Genomic DNA, 13,352 nt, shown 5'->3' with positions numbered 1-13,352 from the left:
ATGGGCAATTCTATTGAAACAAGAGTTCAGTTCATAGAGTGTATATCAAAAGGGAATGCTTCCGTTAAACGGCAGGCCGTGTGCTACAATCCGCGTGAAGGTCTGATAATTCCAGTAAACGCATACCTATTTGATAGGCGTTTCAATCAAGGCAAATCATGGCGCACGGTTGAAGCGGACGCGAGGTCGCTGTGTCAGTGGTGGGACTTTATCTACCTGAAACGGGTGGACTACCGAGGGGCCGATGTCGAAGATCTCAGAGATTTCATCATCTCAGGCGGGACACGATACGGGAATGTTGTTCGGTTTCCGGGAACCGATCCTCGAGCGAATTTCGATGAAACGACAGCGGCCAAGACGGACACGATCCTTTCATTCTACAAGTTCCTGAAGGTCGAATTTGATGTGCGCCTAGAGGGTGGGCGGGGAGAGACACTGGGCGATGTTCGGAGGAGGGCGCTGGGTAGAATTCGCTTTCGCGAGCCGGACAGCCAAGGAGATGAGGCTCCGACCTTTGCTTATCCTCGGTCGGAAAATCCGAGGCTTCGCTATCTCAGGCCGACACCTACGCCTGAAGAGGCAACGGAGATAATCAAAGCTACTGCAAAAGCCCATCGTCCCTTTCATATCCACTCATATTATTTCATCGCATCACTTTTCAGGTTCGGTGGGCTGCGGGCTGGAGGATGCGAGTCACTCACCGTGAGTGGTTTCTTCGGCGCCATGGCTGTCGAAAGCACTTTCATGAAGGCGGGTTTAGCTTCGGTCCTTAAAAGCGGCCGGCGTCTGAATGATTCTCAATTTGAAATTGTTGAATGCTTGAACAAAATGCTGCGGCTGGGGCGAACATACCTGTTTGTGCCGGTCATTGAGAAGGGCTCAGTTCAGAGACTTGCGCCTATTCCGATCTCGATCGCAATCGAGCTGGTGGATTACATTCTTAACGACCGCCAGCGCTTTATCGACCGTAAACGGCAGAGATATTCCTATGACCCTCCAGACAACCTCTTCCTATCGAACAAAACGAGCGGATCTAAATTTCTCACTGCCGATGCTATAAGCAATAGGATGGCGCTCATATTCAGGGATTGCAAAATCGCTGGAAGCGGGCACCGTCTTCGAGCAACGTTCTGCGAAAGCGTTGTGCGAGATTTGTATCTCCGAGATAGGGGCGCTAACGGTAGAGCTTGGCAGCCTAATGTTATCATTGCCATCGCCCGCAAGTACCTTGGTCATATGAGTGACGAGGCAATCAATAACTACCTCAACAACATCGCGGCGAATGAGTACGCTTGGGCCGGGGAGCCAGTCTTAGTTCGTGATACAGAAGATGCTGCCGTTATTAGGGGCCTTTCGGACGCTTTAGAAGGTGCCAACGGCAGGGACGTTGCGAGTGAGCTTCGTCAGTGGGCGGACCGTATGTCGATCGCACCCCGAGCAGAACCGAATCTTTTCAACGCCGTTAAAACTTTGGAGAATGGCTAGCCAGTCCGAGACTTTGTCAGGCGCTCGAAAGCGCTGCGGGCTATGAGTAGTAAACTGGCAATGGTGTGGGCATTCGCTCGTCGGCAAAGGGTCGCGTTGCCCAGTGTCAATCCACTCTGACTTCCACTGTTAGTCCAGGAAAGCAATACGTGTTGACCATCGTGTTCGGATGCCGTTGCCTGAGACTGGCTGGCCTACGTGCCAGCGACTTGAGAAAACTGTCACCGTCACTTTCGGACACGGTCTTGGCGAGCCGTGGCCAACTGGTCCAGATCGCGCGGCGGTCGAATTCAGTTGCACCGACGAAGTTAGCCACGTGCCGACTGAGCACTAGCAGAGACACGGGCCGGCCGCCGCCAAGGGGGAGTTGAAGCGCCTTGCAGACTTCAGCCGATGGTCTGCCCGCGATCCAGCCGTGAACCCGATCCACCCAGTCATTGGCCTTAACGAGATTGGAACGCCGGCTTGTTGGTTTCCACGCAGAACTGAGCCGGTTGGGCGCATAATTTCCATTGAGAATTGAGCCATGTGAACCTTCCCCCAACGCTGTGAGCGACGGGGGCAACGGAGTGATCCACATGGGACTTTTAAACATCATCCGTCGGATGGCGCTGCGCGAGAAACTGTCGATCCGTGAGATCAGCCGACGCACCGGGCTGTCGCGCAACACGATCGCGAAATATCTGAGCGCTGGTACGATCGAGCCGACGTTCACGGTACCGGAACGACCAAGCAAGCTTGATCCTTTTGCCGACAAACTTTCTGGCTGGCTGAAGACCGAGGCCGGGCGATCGCGCAAGCAGCGCCGAACGCTGAAGCAGCTTCATGCTGATCTGGCGGTTCTCGGCTTTACTGGCTCCTATGGTCGGGTCGCCGCTTTCGCTCGTGAGTGGCGGGCTGAGCAGCAGACGGTGGGCCGCGGCATATTCGTTCCGTTATCTTTCCGCCCAGGCGAGGCATTCCAATTCGATTGGAGTGAAGACTATGCCGTGATCGCCGGCGAGCGCACGAAGCTTCAGGTCGCCCATATCAAGTTGTCGCACAGCCGGGCTTTTCTGATCAGGGCCTACTTGCTGCAAACGCACGAGATGCTCTTCGATGCCCACTGGCACGGTTTCCGGGTCTTCGGCGGCGTACCTGGCCGCGGCATATACGATAATATGAAGACGGCGGTTGATCGCGTGGGCCGGGGCAAGGAACGGCAGGTCAACATCCGCTTCCTGGCGATGACGAACCATTATGTCTTTGCGCCTGAGTTCTGCAATCCGGCGGCAGGCTGGGAGAAGGGGCAGGTCGAGAAGAACGTCCAGGATGCCCGCCCGCGACTGTGGCAACAGATGCCGGACTTCCCAGATTTGGCGGCGTTAAATGACTGGCTGGAGCAGCATTGCCAGGACCTATGGCGGGAGACGGCGCATGGCACCTTGTCCGGCACGATCGCGAATGCCTTGGCTGATGAGCGGGCAGCATTGATGTCGCTCCCCGCCATGTTCGACGGCTTCGTCGAGCAGAGCAAGCGCGTCTCGCCGACATGCCTGATCACCTTCGAGCGTAATCGTTACAGCGTACCAGCATCGTTTGCGAATAGGCCCGTCAGCCTGCGGATTTATCCCGAGAGACTGGTCGTTGCGGCCGAGGGCAATGTTCTCTGCGAGCATGAGCGGGTTATTGAGCGGAGCCACCACAAGCCGCCGCGCACGATTTACGACTGGCGACATTACCTTGCCGTCATCCAGCGCAAACCCGGTGCCCTGCGCAATGGTGCACCCTTCCTGGAATTGCCATCGGCCTTCAGACAGTTACAAGATCAGATGCTTCGCCGTCCCGGCGGTGATCGTGAGATGGCCGATATCCTTGCCCTTGTCCTTCATCACGACGAAGAGGTCGTCCTCAGGGCTGTGGAACTGGCTCTGGATCAAGGCGTGGCGACCAAGACGCATGTGCTGAATCTGCTGCATCGGTTGACTGACGGTAAGACGACCGATGGTCCTGACATCGATACGCCCCAAGCGCTGACCTTGGCTCGTGAACCCAAGGCCAATGTAGAACGCTACGATGGCTTGCGTGTCCGGATCGTGGGAGGTCGCCATGCGTCATGATCCCGCCAGCGCCGCCGTAGTCATCATGCTGCGCAGCCTGAAGATGTATGGCATGTCCCAAGCGGTCACTGACTTGATCGAGCAAGGTGCTCCAGCCTTCGATACAGCCGTGCCCATTCTGTCCCAGTTGCTGAAAGCCGAGATGGCCGAGCGCGAGGTGCGGTCCATCGCCTATCATATGAAGGCCGCCCGCTTCCCAGCCTACAAGGACATGTCCGGATACGACTTCGCTGCCAGCGAGATCAACGAAGCGACGGTGCGCCAATTGCACAGATGCGAGTTCATCGACGGAGCCCAGAATATCGTTCTTGTCGGCGGACCGGGTACGGGCAAAACCCACGTGGCGACCGCCCTCGGAGTCCAGGCGATCGAGCATCATCGCCGCAAGGTCCGCTTCTTCTCGACCATCGAACTGGTCAATGCGCTCGAGCAGGAGAAGGCCAAAGGCAAAGCGGGTCAGATCGCTGAGGCGCTGGTTCGTCTCGATCTACTGATCCTGGATGAGCTCGGATACCTTCCATTCAGTGCCTCAGGTGGAGCGCTGCTCTTCCACCTGTTGAGCAAGCTCTACGAGCGCACCAGTGTCGTGATCACCACCAACCTCAGCTTCAGCGAATGGGCAACGGTCTTCGGCGACGCCAAGATGACGACTGCTCTGCTCGACCGCCTGACTCATCGTTGCCATATCCTGGAAACCGGGAACGACAGCTTCCGCTTCAAGGCCAGCTCGGCTGCCGCAGCACAGAAGAGAGGAGAAAAAGCCAATCCCTTGACCAAACCCTGATCAGAAAACCATACTTAGAGGTGGCTCACTTCTCGGTGGAAAAACCGGCTCAGTTCCGCGTCGAAACCAACAGCGGAGCCTCTGCTCGAACCATTCGAGGCCGTCCTTGATGCCCTTCTGCGTCCATCACCCGAGGTCAGGGATCTGGGCGCGGCGGGCCAAGCGGTGATCGATGATCTGGAGGAAAATGCCGACAGCGACGCGAAACTCGAAGACATTTGGAACAGGCTCAAGGCTACGGTCGGACGCGACATCCACTATCTGTACCGTCAACAGGTTCAAAAAGGGAAGAAAGCAGCAGGGTTCGTAAGGACAGAAGGAAAACTGGCTGCCTTCCGGGACCTGTGCGCTAAGGCTGAACTGGCCGTCGAAAAGCAAGTGCAGGTCTTCTGTCGGATACTCCAGACTTACGAACAGACCTATGACGAGTCGGATGACCGTCCTTTGGACATCCGTTGGAGCGCCCCTGACCAAGGCCGGCGCCCATGGATTCGAACGCCGGGAGGCTTCGTCGCGTTCGCGGGCAAGAAGGACCCCCAGCTCCTCACCGCGCTGGCCGAGGCAATCGAGGATTGGAAACCTTCCCCATCCCGGATGATCTCATCGAAGATCCGTGCGGCCATCAGCGCTGAAGGCGCCTATGCCGAGGAATTGGCCCTCAGCGACAAGCACGTGTACTGGCAGTACTACGATGAGCTTTCGAAATCGCCGAGGGGCGACGCGGGTCACAGTCACAGGAAATTCCTGCTAGAGGCGCATACGGCCCGGCATACAGAACGCCTTCTTGATGTGGTAGGGGGAGAGGCAATCAAATTCGGCATTAAACTCGTCGATTGCGATCCGGGGCTAAATGACCCGAAGGTCGAGGGCTTCGGCTCTCACTATAACATCCGAGTCAACAGCGAGGGCGAGAAGCTCGACGCGTTATATCGCTACAATTCATATATCTCCACGAAGCCAGTTTCAGGTTGGCATCTCCACCCAGGACATATCATCAAGCTGGAAGGAAACTACTGGGTTTGCGTGTCGCCAGCGTGCGATCTCGTCCCGAACCAAAAAGGGCAAGCGGGAATCAACGAATCGATCAAGGCTAAGATAAAACCATTCATGGCCGTGCAGTTGCACCCACGCACCAAGAAGCTTGGCAGGGAAGAGGTTAATTCCAACACTTTCGTCTTCCTGAAAGGAAGTGACGGCAAGATCAGCGCATTCAGTGTCTTTGAAGGCGGGCAAAACCCTTCGCCGGTGTGGCGTCTGTTCAACGCGGAGAACTTCGGCGTGTTCGACGTCGACCCGGTCGCTAAAACCGCGCCTATCAAGCTGCATTACCTGTGCGGGCAGACCGGCGGCCTGAGCATTGAGACGCGAGATGCGGTCATTACAGCGCAGCTTCGGTATGAATACGCCCTCAACCTGATCCAAAAGCTAGGCGTCGAGATGACCAGGGTGGGATTGGATTACCTATCTCCGTCTTGATTCGGGAAGCGTCCTTGCGAGATGCTGAAATAAGGAAATGGACAACGACATTCAATCGTTTCGGCGGAACGCCACCGCAATATGCAAGCGGTCCTTAGCGGCGACACGAAGCCAGAGATAGCGGTTCGAAAGCTGCTCCATCGCCTGGGCTATCGATTCCGGCTGCGACGGTCGGACCTTCCGGGTAAGCCGGACATTATCTTGCCGCGCCAGCGTTTGGCCGTCTTTGTACACAGATGTTTCGTAAGCGGTGTTTCCCTTGCACGTTGACCAAGCTCGATTGGGTGTTCTGAAAAATTGCCGCTACGACATTGATGGCAAGAATGCGCCTTCATTTCGGTCGTTCAGGGCAGCTTCATTATTTCTGAATGCTGCCATAGGCGAGCCGCGTGTTGAGTTTGCGGCCGATCATCTGTGCCTTCCTATGATCCGAACAATGAAGGGTCAGTGAAAGTCGGCTGCCGGGTTGGCAGTGAATGAAGGCTGCTGGAATGCGTGGCCGCCAGTAGAAGATGTTTCCCCGGCGGATAAGATTTTCGACCCCGTGGCGGACTGCCATGACGTAGACACCCTGAATCAGGCCCTGAGGTCACCCCGTACCGATTTCGGCTTGGGGCTCACCTTTGGGCATCAGTTTTGGGCATCAGGTCGCCGATGACGCCAAAACGGGATCCGGCACGACGGAAAAACTTAGGGATCATGGGTTTTTGGGAGAATTGGCTGGGGAACCTGGATTCTCACATGATTTCAAATGCTTAATAAAATCGCCTTTGATTTTCCTCTATTTTCCTGCCGCGAGCGACCGTGGATGCCATCTTTGTGCCCTGGCTTTGGGCCGACGTCAACATGGCGGGAGAGCGGCAATTATTTCCGCGCGGCAGCGCCAAGCGGAAGGTAATGCACCCGGTTTCGCGGGGTCGCTTTGCGTCTCCGAATTCAGCCACTTTTAGCAGTGCAACCATTTGGTCAGGTGACGATCTGGTCTGAACGGTTGCGCGGCTCCGCACCCGCTTTGAGGGTTTGCTACCCAAAACACAGGGCCATTCGAATATCGAAAAAGTAGCTTAGGGCAATGGATCTAATCCTGCTTGACCGGGTTTAGGTCACATGATCGATCTGAACGAGTGGTCCCCCGATCCGTATATCCTGGTGCTCACGGGGCTTGGCATTCTGATTGCGCTCGTCGCCTGGTTGCCTTTGGCTCTCAAACGTCTTCCGCTCTCATTGCCGATCATCTGCATCGCGTTGGGAGCAGCATTGTTTCTGGCCCCGCAGGTGTCGGACCAGCCGCTACCTTTCACCTATCCCGAGTTCACGGAACGCTTCACCGAGTTCGTGGTCATTATCGCTTTGATGGGGGCTGGCCTGAAACTGGACCGTGTGTTCAGTTGGCGGCGATGGGGTGTGACCTGGCGGCTTCTGGCATTGACCATGCCGCTGAGTATCGTGGCCATCACGCTGATTGGCGTTTGGGGCTTGAGCCTTTCCTTGCCTGTCGCGCTTTTGCTTGGTGCAAGCCTGGCGCCGACCGATCCTGTTCTTGCCGCAGACGTACAGGTAGGTCCTCCGAAGACAGGCCAGGAAGACAAGGTGCGATTTGGCCTCACATCAGAGGCTGGACTGAACGATGGGTTGGCATTTCCTTTCGTGAACCTCGCCATCGCACTCAGCCTTGCAGCCACGACAAAAGAGCCTTGGCTGGGAACCTGGATCCTACACAACGTGCTTTGGGAAATTGGCGCGGGGATCGTGGGCGGCTGGCTGGTCGGCCGACTATTTGGTTGGCTCACCTTCCGGATCCCTGCTGATACCAGGTTGTCTCAGACGGGGGACGGATTGATCGCGATTGCTGCGACCTTCGTTTCCTATGGCCTGACGGAGATGATCGAATGCTACGGCTTTTTGGCGGTGTTCATTACTGCGCTCACTCTTCGCCAGGCTCATCGGGAGCATGACTTTCATCGTGAGATGCATGATGTGACCGAGCAGGTCGAACGTCTCGCCATGATGATCTTGCTGGTCCTTTTCGGAGGGGCATTGGTGAGTGGTCTTCTTGCCCCGCTTCGCGCCATCGATGTGGTTGCCGCCCTTGTCATTCTGCTCATCATTCGCCCTTTTGCAGGCTTGATCGGATTGCTTGGCTTCAAGGCGAGTTGGAGGGAAAAGCTCACGCTTGCCTTTTTCGGTATTCGTGGCGTCGGCTCATTCTACTATCTCGCTTACGGCCTCAACCATATGCCCGTTGAAGGCGGTGAGCGGCTATGGGCGATTGTTGGGTTGGTGGTGCTGCTGTCAGTTCTTATTCACGGCTTAACCGTGACACCGATCATGCGCCTGCTCGATCGCAGCCAAGGGCGAGACCCGGATTCTGAAGGCTTGCCTCCGCCTGGGCTGCAGGGTCCGGCCTCGTAAGTTGCGAACCTATGCGCAGATCACAGCGTTAGCCCAATGGCAGCGCTCATCTCATGACGAGGCTGTTCGAACTCCACTCATTGGCCGATCAAATGGACCCGACACATCAAACAGGAGAAAGCTCCCCCTATGTCCAATTCTCTGAAGACCATCAACCCGCTGACCGAAACCGAGATTCAGTCTTATCCGCACATGTCAGACGCAGAGGCCATGGCTGTCGTTGAAGCCAGTCACAACGCATTTCTGGAGTGGCGCCTCAGTAGCCTCGACGAGCGGGCAAAGGTGATCGCGGCGATTGGCGATGAGATGCGCAACTCGAAGGACGAGTTCGCCAGGCTGATGACCGATGAGGTTGGGAAGTTGCTGAAGGACAGCCTTAGCGAGGTCGATCTGTGCGCCGCTATATGCGACTATACCGCAAAGATCGGTCCGTCTGCACTGGCTGATGACGAGCGCGAAATCGAAGGCGGCAAGGGATATGTCACGCACGCGCCGCTGGGCGTGATCTACGGCATCCAGCCCTGGAATTTCCCCGCCTATCAAGCCGTCCGGTATTCGATCGCCAGCCTGATGGCAGGCAACGGCGTTCTCCTCAAGCATGCCGAAGCCTGCACGGGCAGCGGCCTTTATCTGCGTGATCTCTATGAGCGGGCCGGCCTGCCCAAGGGGCTGTTTGGCGTGTTGCTGATCTCGCATGAGCAATCGGACAAGGTCATCGAAGACGAGCGCGTACGGGGTGTGACATTGACCGGCAGTGACAGGGCCGGCCGTGCGGTGGGCGCGAAGGCCGCCGAGCTGGTGAAAAAGACCGTGCTCGAACTGGGCTCCAACGATGCCTATCTGGTGCTTGACGATGCCGACCTCGATCTCGCAGTCAAAACCTGCGTGAAGGGGCGCATCTACAATAACGGTCAGACATGCGTAAACGCCAAGCGCTTCATCGTCACTGAGAAGAACTATGATGCCTTCGTCGAAGCCTATACCAAGGCGTTTAAAGCGGTCACGGTGGGTGACCCGACGGATGACAAGACGCAGCTTGGCCCGATGGTCAGCAAGAAGCAGCGCGATGAACTACACAGCCAGGTTCTAAAGAGCATTGAGGAGGGAGCTCGGCTTCTTGCCGGTGGCGAGATTCCCGATCGCACAGGCTGGTTCTATCCGGCCACAGTGCTTGCGGATGTTGAACCTGGACAGCCTGCCTATGAAGACGAGATGTTCGGTCCCGCTGCGGCGATTATCCGTGCAAAGGACGATATGGACGCGATCCGGATCGCCAATAGCAGTCGATATGGTCTTGGTGGCGGTATCTTCAGCAAGGACGTCGAGTATGCGCGCAAGCTGGCTTCAGAACATTTCGACACTGGCATGGTGTTCATCAACACCTTCAACGTCGCTTACCCGAGCATGCCATTCGGTGGCGTCAAGACATCCGGCTATGGCCGCGAACACGGACCGGAAGGGTTGAAGGAATTCGTCAACGTCAAGTCGATCCGTATCGGTTGACCTGCTAGACCCATCGAGGCAACGGGCAGCTACCGGCGGCCCGTTGTCAGTCAATGCGTCAGCAATGCGCCGAAGTGAAGAATTGGTGCCGTAGCACCTCATCTACCGACCTGAGGTGCTACGTAACCGGTGTTCTGCCCCCACGTTGCCTGCAGCCGCCTGATCTGAGATCGACATTCCATGGATGAAGAACGGGAGTTTCTCCATGGAGACTACATTGGAGTTTCTCACGACCAGCAAGCCTGGACGTGAGGTTCACCGGCATTGGCCTGATAAGGTCAAGGCGAAGATCGTTTCGGAAAGCTTGAGGCCTGGCACGACGGTCAATGAAGTTGCGCAACGCTATGGATTGCGAGCCAACAGCCTTTCCACCTGGCGGACGATGGCGCGGCAGGGCAAGCTGATCCTGCCAGCACCGGAGGATGCGGTAGAGTTCGCGGCGGTGATCGTCGATCCGCCTGTTTCGGAACTGCCGCCTAAAATGCTCAGTCGCCCCGAGATTGTCCTCGGTCCCCTCACCATCCGTCTTGAGGAAGGTGCGTCTGCGTCCCGGATCGCTGCCATCGCCCGTGCTTTGGCGGCGGCGATATGATCTTTCCGTCGAACCGCGTGCGGATCATGGTGGCGACCAAACCCGTAGACTTCCGCAAGGGTCATGACGGATTGACCGCGCTGGTGAAGAACGAACTGCACAAGGACCCGTTCACCGGAACGGTCTTCGTGTTCCGGTCGCGCAAGGCGGACCGGCTGAAGCTGATCTATTGGGATGGCAGCGGGATTGTGCTCGCCTACAAGAGGCTGGAAGAGCACAGCTTCACCTGGCCCGGCATCAAGGATGGTCTGATGACGCTGACCCACGCCCAGTTTGAAGCCCTGTTTGCAGGCCTCGATTGGCGGCGGGTTCATGCCATCCAGACGAGAACCCCGGAGGCCATCGAATAGCTGCGGCACGATGACTCAGCACGGCAAATTTCGAAGGCAAATCGGCTCCGGATTTGGTAGCTTCCTGCCATGTTTGATGCCGCCGACCTTCCCGATGATGTTGCCGCCCTAAAGGCGATGCTGATCGCGGCGCGGCTAAGCGAGGCGGCCAAGGACGTCGCGATAGCCAGCAAAGACGAGCATATCGCCCGCAAGGATGAGCGGATCGAACGGCTTGAGAAGCTGGTTGCAGCGTTCAAGCAGGCCGCCTTCGGACGCAAATCCGAGAAGACCGATCCTGACCAATTCGACCTGGCGCTAGAAGACCTGGAGACGGCGATGGCCGTGATCCATGCCGAGGATGAGGCGGACGCTCCTGCGGCAAATAGGATTGCCAAGCCACGCGCTACCAATCGCGGCTTCCTTCCAAAGCATCTTGCTCGTGTCGAAGAGGTGATCGAGCCGGAAAGCCTGATCTGCGCCTGTGGCGGTTGCCTGCATTGCATTGGCGAAGATGTCTCCGAGCGGTTGGACGTGATCCCGACACAGTTCCGCGTGATCGTCACTCGTCGCCCCAAATATGCATGCCGTGCCTGCACAGACGGCGTCGTTCAGGCTCCGGCACCAGCACGGCTGATCCAGGCAGGCCTCCCGACGGAAGCGACCATCGCCCATGTTCTGGTCTCCAAGTATGCTGATCACCTTCCGCTCTATCGGCAGGCGCAGATCATGAGCCGCCAAGGGATCGATCTCGACCGCTCCACGCTGGCCGATTGGGTCGGTCGGGCAGCCTATGAGCTGCGGCCCGTCTTCGATGCGTTGATCGCCAACCTGAAGCGCTCGACCAAGCTGTTCATGGATGAGACCCGCGCCCCGGTTCTCGATCCCGGCTCGCGCAAAACCAAGACAGGATACTTCTGGGCGCTGGCGCGGGATGATCGCCCATGGGGCGGGGGCGCTCCGCCGGGCGTGGCCTTCACCTACGCTCCCGGCCGAGGAGGCATTCATGCCGAACGGATATTACAGGGCTTCTCAGGCATCCTGCAGGTCGATGGCTATGCCGGATACAACAGGCTGGTCGGGCCAGACCGGATTGGCACGGACATTCAGCTTGCCTATTGCTGGGCACACGCCCGTCGCAAGCTGGTAGAGATAACCCGCAACGGGACAGCGCCGATTGCCGAGGACGGCGTCAAACGGATCGGAGAGCTTTATCGGATTGAGGCCGAACTGCGAGGCCTTGATCAGGAGGCTCGCCTTGCCGGACGGCAGGCACGATCAATGCCACTTGTCGCCGACATGCAGACTTGGCTCGTCCATCACCGCGCCCGTGTCTCCACGAAGTCCCCACTCGGCGAGGCTTTGGCCTACATCGCCAAATACTGGGAGGGTCTGAAGTTGTTCCTGACCGACGGCCGCATTGAGATCGACAACAATAGCGTCGAGCGGACCATCCGGCCGATTGCCCTCAATCGGAAGAACGCACTCTTCGCAGGGCATGACGCGGGAGCCGTGAACTGGGCGATCATCGCGTCGCTGATCGAGACCTGCAAACTGAATGCCATCGATCCATTCGGCTACCTGAGTGCCACGCTCGCATTCATTGTCCGCGGTCACAGGCAATCCCGGATTGATGAACTCCTACCTTGGCACTATCCGGGACAATAACGCGTAGGGATCGCAAACGAATCCTTGCGAGCATATCACGGTGAGACCCTGGACAATAGCTTCAGTGTCGACGGCCGCTTGAACTGCGGCGGACGATATGGCCGACTTCCCTTCCCGAAGAAGAACTCTTCAAGCATCACGTAGGCAATCGGGCTTTCGCGCATTGGCCTCTGGTGGCCAGGTGGGTCACGGGGAAAGGCCGTGTGCTCGGATAAGTTTACAAGCCACGGCAAGTGCTTTCCTAGTTCTTCAGTGATCGGCGCGTCCGTGATTTCAACATCCACGCTTATAAAGTGGACACCCGGAAAGCGTCTTTCGATGTCCCAAGGATCAAGCTGATAGAGCGAACTGGCTTCATTCTCGTTCGTGAAGGCCACAAACGTAGGTAGCGACTTGATACTCAGTCGCTTGCGTCCGTTAAGCAAACGCAAATCTTTGTAGTCCTGATCGGAGAGCGAACCAAGGCCATTTTTTATGCCGAACGCCTTGGGCACGGCCCAATCAAAGAACTCGTAGCTGATCTGCCCGTCGGCGTACCGTCGAAGTGGGAGGACATAGATATTCCCGCGTGACCCCAGATCAATCCTAAGCGCTTCGCCCGAAAGCATTGAAGAGCCCCCCATACCAATGAGGCTATGTGTGACTCGAGCAATCTTGAGCTCCATTACATTGGTGAATTCACGAGGAGTTCCGTCGACAATCAGCCGCACGATCGTGCGGAAGCGGAAATCCACGTTCTCGCCACCAGTGCATCCGGAGAGCAGCCCCACCATTACGCCCACGAGTATCGCCCTGCGAGTAATCAACTTCGTTCTCTTCCCATCCGCGTATAGCGCAAGCTGGCACATCAAGATGAAGCCGCTCTTGAGCAAATGGCTAAAATACGCATCCTTTTGGCGGAAATTTGAAATTCGAGCCAAGCTCCGAAGCAGTATCAGCGGTTGGGGCTCGGCCAGCGGCAAGGTTACCTAGTATTACTTTCTCGAACCAGGAGCTGGCTATGG

General features: G+C 57.1%; 12 protein-coding genes. 10 read left to right on the top strand and 2 right to left on the bottom strand.

Going from position 1 to position 13,352, the window contains the following annotated elements; genetic code table 11:
- The 5 genes from SJY08_RS16940 to SJY08_RS16920 all read left to right on the top strand — a co-directional run bounded on the left by SJY08_RS16940 (position 1) and on the right by SJY08_RS16920 (position 6,114).
- Complete coding sequence (locus tag SJY08_RS16940) at positions 1–1,485, top strand: hypothetical protein (protein WP_377277077.1); 1,485 nt, start codon at positions 1–3, stop codon at positions 1,483–1,485.
- 578 nt (positions 1,486–2,063) lie between these two features.
- Positions 2,064–3,584 carry an IS21 family transposase gene (gene istA, locus SJY08_RS16935; RefSeq protein WP_377278647.1) on the top strand — a complete coding sequence of 507 codons (1,521 nt, stop codon included), beginning with the start codon at positions 2,064–2,066 and terminating at the stop codon, positions 3,582–3,584.
- Positions 3,574–4,368, top strand: coding sequence for an IS21-like element helper ATPase IstB (gene istB, locus SJY08_RS16930; protein ID WP_377277075.1), 795 nt, complete (start codon positions 3,574–3,576; stop codon positions 4,366–4,368). Before istA ends, istB begins: the two co-directional genes overlap by 11 nt.
- A 165-nt stretch (positions 4,369–4,533) precedes the next feature.
- Positions 4,534–5,844, top strand: coding sequence for a hypothetical protein (locus SJY08_RS16925; RefSeq protein WP_377277073.1), 1,311 nt, complete (start codon positions 4,534–4,536; stop codon positions 5,842–5,844).
- Between the two features lie 54 nt (positions 5,845–5,898).
- Entirely contained in the window at positions 5,899–6,114 is a 216-nt protein-coding gene (locus SJY08_RS16920; protein WP_377278645.1) for a hypothetical protein, read from the top strand.
- A gap of 88 nt (positions 6,115–6,202) precedes the next feature.
- Here the strand turns inward: SJY08_RS16920 and SJY08_RS16915 are convergent, their stop codons facing one another.
- Positions 6,203–6,403 carry a DUF6538 domain-containing protein gene (locus tag SJY08_RS16915; RefSeq protein WP_377277071.1) on the bottom strand — a complete coding sequence of 67 codons (201 nt, stop codon included), beginning with the start codon at positions 6,401–6,403 and terminating at the stop codon, positions 6,203–6,205.
- A 548-nt stretch (positions 6,404–6,951) separates the two neighbouring features.
- On the opposite strand from SJY08_RS16915, the gene SJY08_RS16910 reads away from it, so the two are divergent.
- From SJY08_RS16910 to SJY08_RS16890, 5 genes are all read left to right on the top strand, one after another.
- Positions 6,952–8,256 (top strand): cation:proton antiporter, encoded by a 1,305-nt coding sequence (locus SJY08_RS16910; RefSeq protein ID WP_377277069.1) that lies wholly within the window; start codon positions 6,952–6,954, stop codon positions 8,254–8,256.
- A 129-nt stretch (positions 8,257–8,385) separates the two neighbouring features.
- Entirely contained in the window at positions 8,386–9,759 is a 1,374-nt protein-coding gene (locus SJY08_RS16905; RefSeq protein ID WP_377277067.1) for an NAD-dependent succinate-semialdehyde dehydrogenase, read from the top strand.
- Between the two features lie 205 nt (positions 9,760–9,964).
- The gene (locus tag SJY08_RS16900; RefSeq protein ID WP_377277065.1) at positions 9,965–10,351 is read left to right on the top strand and encodes a transposase; all 387 of its coding nucleotides are present in this window, start codon (positions 9,965–9,967) and stop codon (positions 10,349–10,351) included.
- Positions 10,348–10,701, top strand: a complete 354-nt coding sequence (gene tnpB, locus SJY08_RS16895) for an IS66 family insertion sequence element accessory protein TnpB (protein WP_377277063.1) — start codon at positions 10,348–10,350, stop codon at positions 10,699–10,701. Before SJY08_RS16900 ends, tnpB begins: the two co-directional genes overlap by 4 nt.
- A 69-nt stretch (positions 10,702–10,770) precedes the next feature.
- Entirely contained in the window at positions 10,771–12,348 is a 1,578-nt protein-coding gene (locus tag SJY08_RS16890; RefSeq protein WP_377277061.1) for an IS66 family transposase, read from the top strand.
- Positions 12,349–12,383: 35 nt separating this feature from the next.
- Here the strand turns inward: SJY08_RS16890 and SJY08_RS16885 are convergent, their stop codons facing one another.
- Positions 12,384–13,310, bottom strand: a complete 927-nt coding sequence (locus tag SJY08_RS16885; protein ID WP_377277059.1) for a hypothetical protein — start codon at positions 13,308–13,310, stop codon at positions 12,384–12,386.
- Positions 13,311–13,352: the final 42 nt, after the last annotated feature.

This window comes from Rhizobium sp. R86522 (assembly GCF_042466255.1).
In the GTDB taxonomy this organism is placed as follows: Bacteria; Pseudomonadota; Alphaproteobacteria; order Rhizobiales; family Rhizobiaceae; genus Allorhizobium.
This window is presented reverse-complemented; position numbering and strand designations above follow the sequence as displayed.

Coding starts and splice junctions, on each gene's coding strand:
- SJY08_RS16940 (WP_377277077.1), top strand. CDS start 1: ATGGGCAATTCTATTGAAACAAGAGTTCAGTTCATAGAGTGTATATCA.
- istA (WP_377278647.1), top strand. CDS start 2,064: ATGGGACTTTTAAACATCATCCGTCGGATGGCGCTGCGCGAGAAACTG.
- istB (WP_377277075.1), top strand. CDS start 3,574: ATGCGTCATGATCCCGCCAGCGCCGCCGTAGTCATCATGCTGCGCAGC.
- SJY08_RS16915 (WP_377277071.1), bottom strand. CDS start 6,403: ATGGCAGTCCGCCACGGGGTCGAAAATCTTATCCGCCGGGGAAACATC.
- SJY08_RS16910 (WP_377277069.1), top strand. CDS start 6,952: ATGATCGATCTGAACGAGTGGTCCCCCGATCCGTATATCCTGGTGCTC.
- SJY08_RS16905 (WP_377277067.1), top strand. CDS start 8,386: ATGTCCAATTCTCTGAAGACCATCAACCCGCTGACCGAAACCGAGATT.
- SJY08_RS16900 (WP_377277065.1), top strand. CDS start 9,965: ATGGAGACTACATTGGAGTTTCTCACGACCAGCAAGCCTGGACGTGAG.
- tnpB (WP_377277063.1), top strand. CDS start 10,348: ATGATCTTTCCGTCGAACCGCGTGCGGATCATGGTGGCGACCAAACCC.
- SJY08_RS16890 (WP_377277061.1), top strand. CDS start 10,771: ATGTTTGATGCCGCCGACCTTCCCGATGATGTTGCCGCCCTAAAGGCG.